Below are 15,228 nucleotides of genomic sequence, written 5' to 3'. Positions count from 1 at the left end.
CAATGAACCAGCCTATGCCAGTCATTCAGGAATGGATTCACGCCCTGCCGCTGATGCAGCAGACAGTGCTGCTGACCGCTATCCGCGGGCCGGATGGCATCGGCAAATATCATCCGGTCAAGTATCTGCTGCGCTGGTTTCGTCGTTGCACGCTCTATTCGGCGATGGATCGTCGCATCCTGAAAACGCCGTTCGAGGACGGCGGCGGCAGCTTCACCGGGCCGAGCTTCGACATCAGCCGGCACGGCCGCGTCAACGTGACGACCTGGATGGATGAGCTGGCCGGCGAGTACCTGCGCTCGCTCGACGAACTGCCGCATCATTTCCAGATGCACTTCATGCACGCGGCGGAGATCCTCGGCTACAAGCACCCCGACGCCGCGGTGCGGGCTTGGTGGGAGAAAACCTATCTGCGGCTGGTGCACGATCTGCACCTATGGCCGGAAACCGTCGAGCAGCTCGATCGGCGCCTCGGCGACAATCGCTCGCAATGGCTTGAGCGCAACGATCCAGCGACGGTCGCGTGATGACCGGCGAAACCCGACAATCACCGACGAAAGCCGTGTCGCACGAGTACCAGGTTGGCGACCTGCTCCGCGACACATACTACGACAATGCGGACGGCTCTCGTTCCGAAAGGTCTGGCCGGACGATCCGCATTATGAAGGTCGGAGAGGCGCGCGCAACTGCCAAAACGATCATCGACGGGCTTGGGCGCGAAGTCGACGGACGAACGACCACGATCTCGTTCAAGACGCTGCGCACCGGCTACGAGCCGCTAACCAGCTCTCAACGGCCGAGCACAAAGTAACAGGGGGAAACGATGAGAAAAAATCAATCGGGCGAGTTCACAGAAGCGGGGCGTATCAGCGTCAGCCTAGGCCTGCGCGGCAGCGCGAGCGGCGTTAAATCCACCTTCTTATGCCTAACGCTCCGTGACAGGCATGGAAGCAGGATTGGTCAATTCACACTCTCGACCGACATAGCAGCGGCGCTGTCGGCGGATCTGAGCGCGTCACTTCTCTCGGCCCGGCGCGGCGATGTAGTGCGAAAGGTTGTGACCGCATCATTCGATGGCGAGCCCGGGTCAGGCAAGTCGCTACTGATGTCGCTGCTGCGGCAAGACCTCGACGACATGGGTATCCCGCATCGCCAGTCCGATGAGGAGTGCGTCGAGATAGGCCCCCTTACAGACGCGCAAAAGGAATGGATAGCCAAGGAAGTGGCATCCTGATGGGCAAGCCGCGACGCAAACAGCCGGACACGATCGAGGATTTACTCGCGCCTGATCGCGTGTGGGTGACGCCGTGCGGCTGCTGGCTGTGGCTCGGCGGCGACGACGGCTATGGCGATGCGTTCGGCCTCGGAGCCTACGGGCGCATCCTGCGGCCTGGCACCCGCACTGTCGAACCCGTGCACCGCTATGTGTTCCGGACCTTCAAGGGGCCGATCCCTGAAGGCTACGACGTCGACCACATGTGCGCGAAGTGGGCGCCGGATCCGCGCGTCGTCCGCAAATGCGTCAACCTCGACCATCTGCAGGCGATCCCGCCGCTGCTCAATCAGCAGCTGAAGCTGTTTCGCCGCAAGGGCTGGGGCACCTTCGATCTGAACTTCGACAATGAAGGTGACCCGCGCGAAATGCCGCCGGTGCCGTCGCCGATCCTCGCGCCAGGCGAAAGGGAGAACGAGATATGTCTGTGAAGCGCGAATACACCGAGGCGGAAAAGGCGCGCATGGCGATCATCGATCAGTACGTGCGCCCAGGTGATACCCTCACATTCACGCGATGCATGGGCAGCCTTGCTGAAGCTGTTTTCACGCGCCGTTTCGGCCACTGGCTCTATGGCACGCCGACATTCGACACGGTCAATCACGATCAGTTGGAGTACGACGAGGACGAGCACTGCTATCCGGAGTTCACGGATATCTCGCCTCTGAACGTCACGCACATCAATCGCGATGCCGTTGATGCGATCCCCACGCTTGTCGAGATTGATCCGAAGTGGAAGGCCCGCGACATCCTCTGCCGCGCCGAGCAGCTAGCCGTCGATCACCGGCCTGTCGTCACGTCGGACAATTTCGAGCAGGTCGTCAGTGACGCGCTCAACGCCATGGGCATCGAAGATCCGAAGCCCGCGATTTCAACTCAAGAGGATGACAGCTTCTGATGAACGCGCAGCTCGACATCATCGTGGATACGGATCTCGCGAAGGACCCGCGCTGGTGCGCGCCCTCTGCTTCGTCAAGCGTGGTGTCGCCCTCTGCTTCGTCAAGCCTGAAAGAAATTCGCAAGATCGTCGCCGCACCCTCTGCTTCGTCAAGCGTCACCGATCCACGCATCGTCGCGATCAATCGCCGGCGCGAAGCGGCTGGACTGCCGCACGATGCTTTCGCTCGGCTCGCTGGCGTCAGCATCTGGACTTGGCGAGATCTTCGGCGGGGTGCCCGGGCTCCGATGTCATCGACCCTGACCAAGCTAAACGCCGCGCTCGATGCGCCGCGATCGACGAAGCCGCCGCAGGTGGTCGCGGCGTTTCATCGCCTGGTGATGCAGTTCCTGGCGATGCACCTCAAATTCGACATCGCCACCTTGCTTGCCACTGACTTCAAGGTGCAGCGCCCGTCGAACCCGCTCTGGCTGCAGGCGGCACGGATCCGGCAGATGGCGATCTACATCACAGCCGTCGAGCTGCAGGTGGGAAATGCAGATCTCGGCCGCGCGCTTGGCGACACCCGCGCCAATATCAAATTCGCGCGCGACCAGGTCGAGGAGCGCCGCGAGGACGGCAACGAGGTTGACCAGGCATTGACCGCCGTTCTGCTGCAGGTGCAGGCGTGAGCATCGATCTGCGTACCGGCCAGGGCTGGCAGGATCTAAAAAACATTCTCGACGGGCGACCGGAGGACGTGCTGGATCTCTGTCGTATCAAGCTGCCGTCGAAAAAGGGCGGCACGATCTTGATCGACGATCCGCGCGGGCAGGGCAGCCAAAACTTCGCGATCTGGATCAAAGGCGACGGACTGTCGTGGAAGAACTACACCGACAGTAGCTATCGCGGCCGATCGCTGGAGCTGATCGCCTATTGCAACGGCTGGTTCCAGCTGAAGAACCGCGGCGCCGACGAGGCCGCGCGCTATGCGATGGACCGCCTCGGCCTCGACAGCACGATCAGCAAGGAACAATTGGAGAAGGATCGCGCCAACGCCCAGGCGGCGCGCGAGAAGCACAAGACCGACGCCGATGCCGAACTGAAGCGGCAGCAGCAATGGGCATTCCAGCTGTTCGTCAAGACTGCCGTGCCTATCCTCGGCACGCTCGGTGAGGTTTATCTGCGCGAAGCCCGCGCCGTGGATCTGCGCAAAGCGCCGTTCATTGGCCCGCGCGGGGGAAACCTGGCGCCGGCAGCGCTGCGATTTATCCCGCGGCATAAATACGTCCAGCGCGACAAGGGCGGCAACAAGATTGGCGAGAGCTTCCATCCCTGCATGATCGCCTGCTGCGTCGATGCCGACATGCGGATCGTCGCGGTGCATCAGACATGGCTGACCGATGACGGCAGCGACAAATTGAACCTGCCACCCGCGCCCGACGGCACGGCGCAGAAGGCGCGCAAAGTATTTCCGTCCTCGGCCGGCGCCGTCATCCCGCTATGGCGCGGCGAAGGGCACCGCAGCGTGCCGGAAGCGGCCGAGATGTACACGCAGCACGGCCTGGTCGAGACGATGGTGCACACCGAGGGCAACGAAGACGGGCTGTCCGCTGTCCTGGCCGCGCCGCAATACCGGACTTGGCCGATGATCTCGCTGTCGAACATGGAGCACGTCGCCGGCCGGCTGCCGGGCTTCGTCGACAGCGTCATCGTGCATCAACAAAACGATTGGCTGAAACCTGCTGCGATCGCGCAATTTGAGCGCGGCATGGCAGCGATGCGGGCGACCGGGCGGATGGTCGCAACAGTCGCCGCCTATGGCGGCAAGGATCTGAACGACACATTGAGGGGTGAAACCTGATGGCGACATCGGCAGCGGCAGTATTGGACGACCAGGCCACGCATTCATTTGCAAAGGAGCAGCTGAAAGCGATCATCGAACGGATCGAGCGGCTGGAGGAGGAAAAAAAGACGATCAGCGATGATATCAACGACGTCTACGGCGAGGCCAAGGGCAACGGCTATGACGTCAAAGCGCTGCGCACTGTTATCCGCATGCGCAAGCAGGACGCCAACGAGCGCGCCGAGCAGGAAACGATCCTCGAAACCTATCTGCAAGCCATAGGCATGCTGTAGCCAGTGGCCAAGCACAAATCCGGAAAAGAGCGGCGCAAGCGCAAACTAACACAGCAGCGCCGTGAATACCGCGCCCGCAAGAGGGCGCGCGAGCGTACAGGCGAGACGAGCGGCGATGGCGCTGCTCAAAAGTGAAACGGCGGGAATGTCCGATACCACCAAGACCACTGCCGGCCAGCGGGCCAATGTCGTTGCCTTCGGCGCAGCTGCTCGCGAGATCGAGCGGCTGCGCGCCCAGCAGCATCGCGACCCGCTGCCGTTTCTGCCGCGTGGCGGCGTCAAAGCCGGCGAATGGCAGCCAGATCTCTACGGCATGCCGAAGGATCCGGGCGTCGAAAGCCCGGTTGAGCCGATCGGCTACGAGGGCGACGTCTATTACTTCATCGACAGCCGGGGCCAGTTCCGCGCGCTGAAGGCGGAAAAGCTCAACCAGGTCGGCATACAGGACCTGTTTTCAGCGACGCCGAATTATCCGAAGTTCATCCATCCGCGCCGGTCGAAGGAAATCAGGAATCCGAAGACGCAGGAGATCATCAAGGAAAGCGAAATCGTCTCGTTCGAAGCTGATGACATCAAGGAAATGCTGTTCCTCGCCTGCTCGCGCAAGGGCTTCTTCTCCCCTGAGAACAAGATGCGCGGTCGCGGCAGCTGGACGTTCAAGTCCGGCAATCTCGTCTATCACGCCGGCGACTGCCTTTGGAAATGCGAGCGCGGCAAATTCGTCGAGATGCCGACAGGTGTGCACGAAGGCAATCTCTACCCTCATCTGTCGGCGCTGCCCGCGCCCTGGACTGAAGAACTGACAGCGGAGGACAATCCGGCCAAGGCGCTGTTGGCAGGCTTCCGCAAGAGCAAGTGGCTGCGGCCCGACGTTGACCCGGTGCTGCTGCTCGGCTGGATCGGTGGCGCCTATCTCGGCGGCGCGCTCGACTGGCGCCCCTCGGCACTGCTGCTCGGCGACAAGGGCACCGGCAAATCGACGCTGCAGAACACGCTCAAGGTGTTGTTCGGCGATGCACTGTTCCATTCAAGCGACAGCACGGCCGCCGGCATCTATCAGGCCATGGGCCACGACAGCCGCGCCGTCGCGCTCGACGAAATGGAGCCGGGTATGGATGCCCGCAAGGCCTCGAACATCGCGGATCTGATGCGCTCCTCGGCATCGGGCGCGATCGGACGGCGCGGATCCTCGGACGGCACTGCGAACGCCTACCAGATGCGCTCGGCATTTCTGTTCTCGGCGATCAACAACCCGCTGCACACCGCGGCGGATCTATCGCGCGTCGCGGTGCTCCGCATGCTGCCCTTCGACAAGGACAGCGAGAAGCCGGAGTCGATCAACGCCGACACGGCCGGCCCGAAGGTGCTGGCGCAGATGATGCGCGCTTGGGGCGACAACGGGCAGGGCTTCAAATACCAGTATGAGCGCTTCGCGGAGGCGCTGAAGCAAGGCGGCCACGACAAGCGCGGCCAGGACACCTATGGCACACTGCTGGCCTGCGCCGCGATGATGCTGGGCGACGAGCTCGCCGGCGAGATGGGCGTCAAGGTCGGCCCGGAGGAGGAGCGGTGGTGGACGGAGCACTTGTCGATCGACAGCCTGCCGGAAGTCGAAGATGCGACGCCGAACTACCGTCAGTGCCTGGATCGCATCCTAACGACGACGGTGAAGGAATGGCGAAATTCGAGCCACAACACCATTGGCCAGGTGCTGCAGGAGTTGCGGACAGTCGACGCTGATGGCATGGCCGCATCCGATGAAGCCCGCGTCTCGCGCGACAAGGCGAAGCAGGAGATCAATATCGCGGGCTTCGGCCTGCTCAATACACGGGAGGTGGTCGCGACGGTGATCCGCGCAGCGGCGCAGAAGGGCATCCAGATCAAGCAGGAGGCGGCGCTGCAGGAGTTCGGTCTGCCGGAGGCGGGCTGGGTGCTGGCGGTGCCGAACAAGTCCAACAAGGTGTCAAAGCACCTTGAGGGCAGCGATTGGCAGCTCGGCGGCTGGAAGGACGCACTGAGACAGTGCCCGATCGCCGGCGTCATGATCGGCCGCAGCGAGATCAACCGGGTGGTGATCGACGGTGTCCAGCAGCGCTGCACGCTCGTGGTGCTTGATCGCTACCACCAGGCGCCGGAGAAGTGAGGATCAGCCTTTCGGCTTGGTCGTCATCCGCAACAATATGAGCGTAGACGCGCGCGGCAGTCGCTCGTCGGGGAATGCTTTGCAATAGGCCCACAGATCGTTGAGAAAAGCGCCGCGATCGAGGTGATCCGGAAGCTTATAGCCGCGCGTCACGGCCGCCGCGTCGAAGAAACCGCCTAGCCAATAACTGTAGGCGGCCTGCTGGGTGTCGTCGACGCCGAGGTCGTCGATCTTGTCTTTCCCATACGTCCATTGTCGGCAGGCGCCCTCGCCAGGATAGACCGACGCAGGTGCCGCGCCCACGCCCGTTACGCTCGCCGCCAGCAGCGCAGCCATCACCATTCCTGTTCGCATCTTCGCCTCCGCCCACGCCCATTGCGGGGTGATTCTCTCACGCTCGGAAATTCGCAGAATACGCCTGTAGCACAAGGGTAAATGGGTGATTTCCCCGCGCCCGCGCCCGCGCCCGCGCCCGAAGGCTGTAAAGAATGACTGCGCGAAATGCGCGTTTGCATAGCTCGCGAATGCCGCGCTTTCCGCGCCACGCGCATCGCGCAGGCTCTTTTCTAGAAGCAGGCAAAAATCACAGCACGCTTGACGGCATCGGATGCGTGCCAGCGTCCTCCAGCGTTCGTTGCGAGGGCGATGGGCGCGGGTGTTAGACACCTCTCCGGCGCGGTGTCTATTCAGGTGTCTAGGCGCAAGAGCCTGAACTATCAAAGCAATCTCCGATATCAGACACTTAGACACTTAGACACCGTTAGCCCTCGCATATGCGCGCTCGCGCGCGCGCATATGGGGATGTTGGTGTCTAAGTGTCTAGTTGTCTAGAAATAGAGAAAGGGAAGGTGGTGCAAAGGCTTGAGCGTAGACACTCAAATAGACACCCGTAGACACTTGGCTGATGCCCTGCGTTGCTCGCATGACGACGGCTTCGACCAGAATAAAATATTGATCTAAATTCAGGAGCTTCGACGCGAATGGCGAAAAGTGGCGCTTCGGACGCAGTGATTTCGGCGGTGGCGCGCGCGGAGGCGCGATCGGCCGGCGGCAAGGTCGAGGAGCAGATCGAGATGCTGCCGCCCTCGCGCTTCAACAAGGTCGACGACGCAGGCCGTCATCACCGCATGACTGAGGCGATCAGGCGCGATCGCGCGGGCCGTCCGCCTGGCGCGAAGAACAAAACCACGCGCCAGATGCTCGATTTCATCCGCGACACCATAGGCGATCCGATGCTGGAGAGCGCGCGCATGGCGATGCACACGCCTGCCACGCTCGCCGCCGATCTCAAATGCACCATGCTGGAGGCTGCGCAGCTGCTGGAGAAGATCCGCAGCGACCTGCGGCCGTATTTCTACGCGAAGCAGGCTCCTGTCGACGACACCGGCAAGGCGGTGCCTGGCTTGACGGTCGAGTTTCACGGGCATGGTGGCGCTCGCGTTGGGATGGATGGCCACGAGCTGCCGCCCTGGCTGCGCAGCGAGGGCGATCCGACACAGCATGAAAAAGATCAACGAAATCAACGGATGCTGGACGTCACGCCGCGCGTGTCGCACAGCGACGTGTCGCACGACGAATGATAGCTCAACTACATCAGCGGCTTGGCGTCGTCAGGCCGCTGATCCCAAATCACCGGCCTGTTGCTCAAGGGGCAGGTCGGCGATCGCCGCGCGGGGTCGGATCCGCCGCGGCTCAGTGCGCCGGCCGGTGCGGTCTCGCCTGGCCGGCGCGCTCGAATTCGCGACCCTACCCCCCGGGGTCGCCCGGGCGGGGCACCCCCAAAATCCCGACGCGCGGTCTCCCCGCGGTGCTCTCCTGAGATTTTTTCGAGCCCTCGACCAACTCCCGCCTTTGTCGGTGACAGGGTTCAAAAAAAATCGCGTCAGTTGTGTTCTTCGCCCGGGGCGTGGGGGCGCGGGCTCATGACCACGCCGATCCCTTTAAGCGATACGTCGCTCGCTGATGCGCTCGGCAATGCCGACCCGTACAAAAATCAGATGAGCTATCTCGAAGCCGACGACGAGTTTCGAAAACAGAACCCGGAAGTCGTCGCGGAAATTCACAAGGGTGAGCGCACGGGAAAGATCAACCTGCTGCGTAGCGCCGGCCCGGTGAGCGACGCCTACATTCTCTCGACGAACGCGATCAGTGTCATCTGCGGCCCTGTAGGCAGCGGAAAGACTATCGCCAGCGAGAAAAAAGGATTGGTCGAAGCTCAAAGGATCTATCCCGGGTCGGACGGGGTGCGCCGATATGTGCTCGGCAACTTCCGACAAAAGTACGACGCGTTGTGGAAAGCCGCAATCCCCTCCCACTGGAAATTATTTCCGAAGGACTTTGCTGGCTCGAAGTGGTCGGGCGCCAGTCCGCGCGCGGCGCGGCACGATCTGTTCTTCGACGACAAGTTCGGGCGCATCCACATGACGACGCAGTTCCTCGCGCACGGCGAGGATGCGGACCCGGAGGATTTGCGCGGCCTGGAATTCACGGATGTGCAGCTCGGCGAGATCGACACGCTGCCGCATGAACTGCTGATCGGCCTATCGCGTGCTGTCGGCCGCGAACCTCCGCGCGAAGTCATCAAGCGCACCGGGCGGATCTTCGGCGATCTCAACGCGCCGGATGTGGAAAACTGGACCTATCCGATCTTCTGGGAAAAGCTCGAACCGCCCTACATGTTGTTCAAGCAGCCCGGCGGCATGGACGAAGGCGCGGAAAATCTGCAGGCGCATGGCGGCGATCGGTCGTATTACGAGCAGATCATCGCGATGAACCGAGCCAATCCCTGGTACATCCGCCGCATGGTGCACGCCAAGCCAGGCATCACGCGGGCTGCCGATCTGGTCTATGATAAATTCGACGAAGATCTGCATCTGTCGAAGGTCACGCTGAAGCCGGAGCCGGCCTTGCCAGTCGTCATCGGCTGCGACGGCGGACTGACGCCGGCGGCGGTCTACGGCCAGGAGATGCCCGACGGGCAATGGCGCAGTCTGCGCGAGATCGCGCTCGAGCGCGGTGGGATCGAGGAACTGGCGGCGGCGATGCTGGCGCTGGAGGCGCGGGACTTCCGCGGCTGCGATTTCCACACCGTCTGCGATCCGGCGATGGTCGCCGGCGAGGATAAGGACACCGAGATCCAGAGCGAGCAGCGTGTCTCGAAGGGGTCCGACCGTCAGCGCCTGGCCGACAAGCTCGGCCGTAAGGTTGAATTGGCGGTATCGAACCAGACCGGCCGTCGCTGGGATGCGGTGCGCGACAAGATCGGTCCGCCTGGCCGCAACTACCTGCTCGATCCCTCCTGCAAGGGCCTGATCCGCGGCAAGCGACAGACCTATCAATTCCGCAAGCTGCAGGGATCGAACGATATTTCGTCGGTCAAACCCAGCTTCGACACCCACGTCGCCGATGCCGAGCAATACGCGATGATGGAATGTGGCACCGATGCCGCCCGTAAGCGCAAGACCGACATGCGGGAAGCTCGCACCAAGGTGCGCGAGAAAAACCGCACCGCGAAGCGTTACAATCCGGTGCGCCGTGCCCGCTGACCACGCTTGACGACCGCCCTCCGGGTCTAGCTTCCGCCTCCTGATCTCGCGGAGCGACCCATGGGCTTCTTCAGTTGGCTAGTTGACGACGTGCTCGGCATCGATCTGCCGGACCCGCACGCCAATGACGTCGCTGCGGCGAACGCGGCGGCGTCGGCGGCTTCCACTCAGCTCGCCCTGACTGAGCAAACCAATGCGCTCAAGGCGTCGAATGCGATAGCCCAGAAGGCAGCGGATGATGCGCTCGCATCGCAGAAGGCCGCCATCGCCAAAAGCGAAGCGGCCCTCTTGAGTCCACTCGACAGCGAGAGCGCCCGTGTCGCCGGGGAAAACCGGCAGCGCAAACTACAATCCACATCGCCATTCGGCATCGGCCTATCGAAAAAGTTGGGTGCGGCGCCGACTGGCTTTCGCGTCTTGTCGGGCCAGTAGCGCATGTCCGCATGGAACGACTTCGAGCCCGAACACCAGCAGATGCGCAACGAGCGCCAGCAGGAGGAACCGCGCTGGCGTGATCTCGCGCGCTTCCTGCGGCCCGACAATCAGAGCTTCAACGCTACCGAGAAGCGCGACCGCGACAACGGCGACGATCCGTTCGACAGCACGCCGCTCTATGCGTCTGATGATTTCGCCGGCGGTATGTTCGTCAAGGCGATCAACCCGGCGGAGCGCTGGTGCTGGATCGGGATCGAGGACGACGATCTTGCCAAGTTCAAGCCGGTCAAGTCATGGCTGTGGAACTACAGTTCGGCGATCCTGACATCGCTCAATCCAGCTTACGACAACTTCTATCTGTCGGCGCCAGCATGGTTCGGCGACATGTCGGCCTTCGGCAACGGTCATCTCTGGCAGGAAGAGATGGTCGGTCAGCGCAAGATCATGTCGAATGCGCGGCCGATCGGCGAAATCTATAAACTGGTGGATGCAAACGGCGATACCTTTGCGCTCAACCGCGAATTTCGCCTGACCGCGCGACAGGCCCATTTCGAGTTCAACGGCAACGGGCCGCGGATGCGCGACGGTGAGGAAGCCGTCTTCATCCACGTCATCGCCCGCAACGAGCACTATGTGCCGGGCGCACTCGGTCCGCGCGGTAAGATCTGGCGCTCCTGCGTCGTATCGCCGGACAAGCGCGACTTCTATCAGGAGCGCGCCGGCTACAACGAATTGCCGTGCCATGAGCTGACCTGGAATATGCGCAGCGGCCGCAGCTGGGCAACCGGGCCGGGGGATAACGCGCTCTCGGATATGCGCGGTCTCGATGAGGCTGCGCGATCCACAATCATCGGCCTGCAGTTCGAGGCCGAGCCGATGATGTGGGCCGCCGACGAAGACATCATGAGCGTGGCCGACATGATCCCGGGCAACACCATCTACGGTGCGGCGTTGCAAGGCGGGCGCCCGCCGGTCGCGCCGATCAAGCGCGGCGAAAATCCGGTGCTGGCGCTGCAGTACATTCAGGACCTGCGCATGCAGGTCAAGAAGGCGTTCCGCTTCGGGCTGACCGATGTGCTGCAGGCACGCCCACAGATGACCGCCGCTGAAGTCGACAGCTACAAGGTCGACGAGTTGAAGATGCTGGCGCCGAACCTGACCCGTGTCTATCGCGGCGTCGGCGGTTTCATCGCGCGGCGCGCCAACATTCTTGCCCGCATGGGCATGATAGCGCCGCCGCCGCCGGAACTGGAAGGGCAGCAGCTCTCGCCGAAATTTATTTCGCCCTTCACCAAGGCGCAGCAGGCCGAGCGTGCGCAGGGCGTGATGAGCTGGGTGAATGTCAAGGTTGGCATCGCCGAGCGCACGCAGGATCCGAGCTGGCTGGACGACATCGACAGCGACGGCGTGTCCGACGTGTTGCATGAGGCGATGACGGGTGAGCCGAATGTGAAGCTGGACCCGCGTGTGGTCGCACAGAAGCGCCAGCAGCGTGCGGCTGCACAGCAGCAGCAGATCGAACTGGCGAACCAGGCGCAATCATCCGAGATCGCCGCGACCAATGCACATGCTGCGCAGGCACAGACGCTGGCGCGCGGCAGAAAGGCGTCGTGATGATCCGCCGCCTGTACGATCTTGCGCCGAACTGGTTTCGCCAGATGTGGCCCGACGTGGTGCGCCGCCGCGTCGTGCTCGAACAGTATCGCAGTCTGAGCACCAAGCCGGAGTTGCTGGCCGACATCGCGCTACGCGCAAACCTGTTCGTACCAATCCGCGCCGAGAACGATCGACAGGCGTGGATCGAGGAAGGCCGGCGGCAGCTGGCCATTGAAATTTTCAAGATGGCGCGAGCCGACATCGACCTGCTGTGGCAGCAGATCGAGAAGCGACCATCCAACCCAGGAGAGAAGTGATGCCTGATTTCGTTCGGCAATACATGATGGGCGCTGCAATGCTGCGCAACGTTGATGGCGGCGCGGGTGGCGGCGGCGGTGACGGCGGCTCGGGTGGGCAGGGCAATGGCGGGCAGGGAGGCGGAGGACAGAACAACGGCGGCGGCCAAGGTGGCGGCGGCCAGCAGCAGAGCGGTCCATGGTATTCCTCGCACAACTTCGACGCCGACACTGTCGCATGGATCGAGGAGCGCAAGTTTCCGGATCTCGGCGAAACTCTTAAAGCAGGTCGCGAGGGCTCGAAGCTCGCGCGCGATCGCAACGTGTTGCCCAAGCCAGACCCGAAGAACGTAAAGGGCTGGGAGGGCTTCACCGAACTCGGCTGGAATCCTGACCGCGAAAAGTACGCGATCACCAAGCCACAGGTCGGGGAGGGCGAGAGCTTCGACGAAGCGGCCTTCAGCGAATTCGTCACCGCTGCGCATGCGGCGAAGGTGCCGGCGTTTCAGGCCGAAGCGCTGTTCAATGCGATGCACGAAATGGAGCGCAAGCAGCACAAGGATGCCGCGACGCGCGGCGCCGCAGCAAAGCGAGATCTCGATAACAAGCTGCGGCAGGATTGGGGCGCGGACTACAACACGAATATCGAACTGGCGAAGCGTGCCTTTGCGTCGTTCGGCGGCGAAGACTTCAAGCCGGAGGAGGTCGCGGCCGCGATCGGTTCGCCGCGCACGGCCAAGTTGTTCGCCAACATCGGCAAGCTGATCGGCGAGGACAAGTTGCCCGGCGCAGGTGGTGGCGGCGGAGGCGGCTTCCAGACCGAAACCGTTGCGGGCCTGTCCGCCGAACTCAACCGGTTGAACTCCGATCCAGAATTCAGGAAGGCGCGGGATAATCCGCAGCATCCGCGCCACAAGGATGTGATCGCGCAGCGTGAAACGCTGATGCAGCGCAAGGCCGAACTCGAATTGAAGGCCCGCGGCGGCAAGGCCGCGTAACGCCATCAGGCATCTGAAAATTGGGGCATCACCAGGAGACGACCATGAACGCGACCACATCCACCACTCAGCAGTCCACGACGCAGCAGCAGACGGCGCCGGAAAAGTCCGCACGCCGGGTCGAGCTCGAAAAGATGTCTGACGACGATCTGCTGAAATATACCATCGACAAAAACATCGACCTCGGACCGGCGAAGAGCCGAGACGATGCGATCGCGCTGATCGAGAAGCATGATGCCGCGTCGGATGATCCGAAGCCGCCGTCTGCGGACCTGTCGGCCACTGCCAAGCGTCCGGTCCGCGCGGGTGCCAGCACGAAATCGAAAAAGAAGGCCGAGGGAGGGGAGCTGTCGGCCACTGCCAAGCGTCCGGTCCGCGCGGGTGCCAGCACGAAATCGAAAAAGAAGGCCGAGGGAGGGGAGCTGTCCGACGATCAGATCGAGGCCATTCAAAAGGTCTGGATCGAATTCTCCCGCGGCATTCCGCAGTCGACCCTGTCGTCCGGCGTGTTCGAGCTGGAGAAGGACAAGCGCAGGGCGGCGAAGGATCACGATGTGCCGGATGGCGATTACCGCGTCATCGGCGCCGACTGGATCCTTTCCTTCGACAACGGGCGCTTCGTCGAGGCGCAGCGCGGCGGCCCAGATACGCCAGCCGACAGCTACGCAAGCGTGCCGGCCATCGAGCATCGGCTCGGTCGCTGACGCTTGACGGCGGTTCGGCCCGCCTATGTTTGCGACGTGCGGTAGCGCCTGGCGCTCTCGCTGCCCTCCTTGGGCGTTTCCTCCCTAGACTTGGGCCGCTGGCAACGGCGGCCCGATTTTAGGAGCCCGCAACCCGGCGCAAGCCGGACCCGGCTGACCCGCGCGAAAGCCGCGCCGCTGACCCGAAGCGTTACTCGGCAGGACGGACCCGCGGGCACCCGCTCGCCGCAACCCGACCGAAGCAACCCTCATTCTTTTGTTTCGATCGGAGGCGACCATGGGTCCCGTCACAGACGTCCATCGTATTATGTACCGCGACAACGTCGTTCTGGCGTTGCAGGAGAAGCGCCGGCAATTCGACGACTTTTTCACCTATCTCGACAATCTCAGCGGCAAGCAGGTGATGGTGACCGATATCATCGGCACCTCGGAAGCGCGTCTCGATGCACCGGAAGGTGGCGACACGCCTGACATCGACAGCAACCACGAGCCGGTCTGGGTCAAGCCCACGCGTATCGACTGGGGCAAGATCATCAAGAAGGAAGATCAGATCAAGGCGCTGACCGACTTCAAGTCGGAATATGTGCAGGGCGGCGTCAATGCGTTCGTGCGCAAGCACAACCGCATTCTCGGCGGGGCTTTGTTCGGCCCGCGCCTGATCGGCAATGAGGTGCCGGTATCCACGCCGTGGGCTGGCCGCACCGTTCCTGTGGATCTCGGCTCGACCGGCACGCCGAACGGCATGTCGGTCAAGAAGATCCTCAACGCGTTGCGTTTGATGGAAACCGACGAAATCGAAGTCGAGGACGAGGATCTGGCGCTCGCGCTCGATCCGCTGGAAGTCGAGCAGCTCTGGAACGATATCACCTTCGTCTCGAAGGATTATCGCAAGGATGCGCAGCTCGACGACATGGCCAAGCGCGTGCAGTCGATTTTCGGCATTCCGATCGTCTCGACCAAACTGCTGACCGACTATGACGGCTCGACGTCGACGGCGGCACTGTGGGCCAAGAGCGGCATGCATTGGGGTCCGTTTATGCCGATGGACATCAAGTCCCAGCAGAACCCCGCGAAGCAGTACCGCGAACATCCCTATATCGAAGGTTGGGAAGGTGCGACCCGCTCGGAAGACGCGAAGGTCGTCAAGATCCTCAACAAGAACTCGTAACAGCGGCGCGGGCGGCGAAAGCCGCCCGCGATCACCAGCGTCTGCGTTCACCGA

At 62.6% G+C, this 15,228-nt stretch carries 18 protein-coding genes; 17 read left to right on the top strand and 1 reads right to left on the bottom strand.

The features are described from left to right. Positions 1-2 precede the first annotated feature (2 nt). From HP556_RS09730 to HP556_RS09690, 9 genes are all read left to right on the top strand, one after another. A complete protein-coding gene (locus HP556_RS09730; protein ID WP_210269133.1) occupies positions 3-527 on the top strand; it encodes a hypothetical protein in 525 nt (174 codons plus the stop codon). Next, complete coding sequence (locus HP556_RS09725; protein WP_175366818.1) at positions 527-811, top strand: hypothetical protein; 285 nt, start codon at positions 527-529, stop codon at positions 809-811. Before HP556_RS09730 ends, HP556_RS09725 begins: the two co-directional genes overlap by 1 nt. 12 nt (positions 812-823) lie before the next feature. After that, positions 824-1,234, top strand: coding sequence for a hypothetical protein (locus HP556_RS09720; protein WP_175366817.1), 411 nt, complete (start codon positions 824-826; stop codon positions 1,232-1,234). Continuing rightward, the gene (locus HP556_RS09715; RefSeq protein ID WP_175366816.1) at positions 1,207-1,704 is read left to right on the top strand and encodes an HNH endonuclease; all 498 of its coding nucleotides are present in this window, start codon (positions 1,207-1,209) and stop codon (positions 1,702-1,704) included. The genes HP556_RS09720 and HP556_RS09715 overlap by 28 nt, the downstream gene beginning before the upstream one ends. A gap of 32 nt (positions 1,705-1,736) precedes the next feature. Further along, positions 1,737-2,171, top strand: a complete 435-nt coding sequence (locus tag HP556_RS09710) for a hypothetical protein (protein WP_175366815.1) — start codon at positions 1,737-1,739, stop codon at positions 2,169-2,171. Next, entirely contained in the window at positions 2,171-2,842 is a 672-nt protein-coding gene (locus tag HP556_RS09705; protein ID WP_175366814.1) for a helix-turn-helix domain-containing protein, read from the top strand. The genes HP556_RS09710 and HP556_RS09705 overlap by 1 nt, the downstream gene beginning before the upstream one ends. Continuing rightward, a complete protein-coding gene (locus HP556_RS09700) occupies positions 2,839-4,014 on the top strand; it encodes a DUF7146 domain-containing protein (RefSeq protein ID WP_175366813.1) in 1,176 nt (391 codons plus the stop codon). The genes HP556_RS09705 and HP556_RS09700 overlap by 4 nt, the downstream gene beginning before the upstream one ends. Beyond that, positions 4,014-4,289 carry a DUF2312 domain-containing protein gene (locus tag HP556_RS09695; protein ID WP_175366812.1) on the top strand — a complete coding sequence of 92 codons (276 nt, stop codon included), beginning with the start codon at positions 4,014-4,016 and terminating at the stop codon, positions 4,287-4,289. Before HP556_RS09700 ends, HP556_RS09695 begins: the two co-directional genes overlap by 1 nt. Positions 4,290-4,434: 145 nt before the next feature. After that, on the top strand, positions 4,435-6,432 hold the full coding sequence (locus tag HP556_RS09690; RefSeq protein WP_175366811.1) for a hypothetical protein: 1,998 nt from the start codon (positions 4,435-4,437) through the stop codon (positions 6,430-6,432). 3 nt (positions 6,433-6,435) lie between these two features. On the opposite strand, the gene HP556_RS09685 is transcribed toward HP556_RS09690, so the two are convergent. Next, positions 6,436-6,768, bottom strand: coding sequence for a hypothetical protein (locus tag HP556_RS09685; RefSeq protein ID WP_175366810.1), 333 nt, complete (start codon positions 6,766-6,768; stop codon positions 6,436-6,438). A gap of 683 nt (positions 6,769-7,451) precedes the next feature. Here HP556_RS09685 and HP556_RS09680 point away from each other — a divergent pair. The 8 genes from HP556_RS09680 (at position 7,452) to HP556_RS09645 (ending at position 15,174) form a co-directional block, all read left to right on the top strand. Next, positions 7,452-8,012, top strand: coding sequence for a hypothetical protein (locus tag HP556_RS09680; protein ID WP_175366809.1), 561 nt, complete (start codon positions 7,452-7,454; stop codon positions 8,010-8,012). A gap of 60 nt (positions 8,013-8,072) precedes the next feature. After that, a complete protein-coding gene (locus tag HP556_RS09675) occupies positions 8,073-9,977 on the top strand; it encodes a hypothetical protein (RefSeq protein ID WP_175366808.1) in 1,905 nt (634 codons plus the stop codon). Positions 9,978-10,037: 60 nt separating this feature from the next. Further along, the gene (locus tag HP556_RS09670) at positions 10,038-10,409 is read left to right on the top strand and encodes a hypothetical protein (RefSeq protein WP_175366807.1); all 372 of its coding nucleotides are present in this window, start codon (positions 10,038-10,040) and stop codon (positions 10,407-10,409) included. Between the two features lie 3 nt (positions 10,410-10,412). Continuing rightward, positions 10,413-12,026: a portal protein gene (locus HP556_RS09665; RefSeq protein WP_175366806.1), complete on the top strand. Its 1,614-nt coding sequence runs from the start codon at positions 10,413-10,415 to the stop codon at positions 12,024-12,026. Then, positions 12,026-12,325, top strand: coding sequence for a hypothetical protein (locus HP556_RS09660; protein ID WP_175366805.1), 300 nt, complete (start codon positions 12,026-12,028; stop codon positions 12,323-12,325). Before HP556_RS09665 ends, HP556_RS09660 begins: the two co-directional genes overlap by 1 nt. After that, positions 12,325-13,302, top strand: a complete 978-nt coding sequence (locus tag HP556_RS09655) for a hypothetical protein (protein WP_175366804.1) — start codon at positions 12,325-12,327, stop codon at positions 13,300-13,302. Before HP556_RS09660 ends, HP556_RS09655 begins: the two co-directional genes overlap by 1 nt. A gap of 44 nt (positions 13,303-13,346) precedes the next feature. Beyond that, the gene (locus HP556_RS09650) at positions 13,347-14,006 is read left to right on the top strand and encodes a hypothetical protein (protein ID WP_175366803.1); all 660 of its coding nucleotides are present in this window, start codon (positions 13,347-13,349) and stop codon (positions 14,004-14,006) included. A 277-nt stretch (positions 14,007-14,283) separates the two neighbouring features. After that, positions 14,284-15,174, top strand: coding sequence for a phage capsid protein (locus HP556_RS09645; RefSeq protein ID WP_175366802.1), 891 nt, complete (start codon positions 14,284-14,286; stop codon positions 15,172-15,174). The last annotated feature ends 54 nt before the right edge of the window (positions 15,175-15,228 follow it).

The organism is Tardiphaga robiniae, from assembly GCF_013359755.1.
Taxonomy (GTDB): Bacteria; Pseudomonadota; Alphaproteobacteria; order Rhizobiales; family Xanthobacteraceae; genus Tardiphaga; species Tardiphaga robiniae.
This window is presented reverse-complemented; position numbering and strand designations above follow the sequence as displayed.

Bases quoted from the DNA above. Each gene is read 5' to 3' on its own strand.
- HP556_RS09730 (WP_210269133.1), top strand. From the start codon at position 3: ATGAACCAGCCTATGCCAGTCATTCAGGAATGGATTCACGCCCTGCCG.
- HP556_RS09725 (WP_175366818.1), top strand. From the start codon at position 527: ATGACCGGCGAAACCCGACAATCACCGACGAAAGCCGTGTCGCACGAG.
- HP556_RS09720 (WP_175366817.1), top strand. From the start codon at position 824: ATGAGAAAAAATCAATCGGGCGAGTTCACAGAAGCGGGGCGTATCAGC.
- HP556_RS09715 (WP_175366816.1), top strand. From the start codon at position 1,207: ATGGATAGCCAAGGAAGTGGCATCCTGATGGGCAAGCCGCGACGCAAA.
- HP556_RS09710 (WP_175366815.1), top strand. From the start codon at position 1,737: ATGGCGATCATCGATCAGTACGTGCGCCCAGGTGATACCCTCACATTC.
- HP556_RS09705 (WP_175366814.1), top strand. From the start codon at position 2,171: ATGAACGCGCAGCTCGACATCATCGTGGATACGGATCTCGCGAAGGAC.
- HP556_RS09695 (WP_175366812.1), top strand. From the start codon at position 4,014: ATGGCGACATCGGCAGCGGCAGTATTGGACGACCAGGCCACGCATTCA.
- HP556_RS09690 (WP_175366811.1), top strand. From the start codon at position 4,435: ATGTCCGATACCACCAAGACCACTGCCGGCCAGCGGGCCAATGTCGTT.
- HP556_RS09685 (WP_175366810.1), bottom strand. From the start codon at position 6,768: ATGGCTGCGCTGCTGGCGGCGAGCGTAACGGGCGTGGGCGCGGCACCT.
- HP556_RS09670 (WP_175366807.1), top strand. From the start codon at position 10,038: ATGGGCTTCTTCAGTTGGCTAGTTGACGACGTGCTCGGCATCGATCTG.
- HP556_RS09665 (WP_175366806.1), top strand. From the start codon at position 10,413: ATGTCCGCATGGAACGACTTCGAGCCCGAACACCAGCAGATGCGCAAC.
- HP556_RS09660 (WP_175366805.1), top strand. From the start codon at position 12,026: ATGATCCGCCGCCTGTACGATCTTGCGCCGAACTGGTTTCGCCAGATG.
- HP556_RS09655 (WP_175366804.1), top strand. From the start codon at position 12,325: ATGCCTGATTTCGTTCGGCAATACATGATGGGCGCTGCAATGCTGCGC.
- HP556_RS09650 (WP_175366803.1), top strand. From the start codon at position 13,347: ATGAACGCGACCACATCCACCACTCAGCAGTCCACGACGCAGCAGCAG.
- HP556_RS09645 (WP_175366802.1), top strand. From the start codon at position 14,284: ATGGGTCCCGTCACAGACGTCCATCGTATTATGTACCGCGACAACGTC.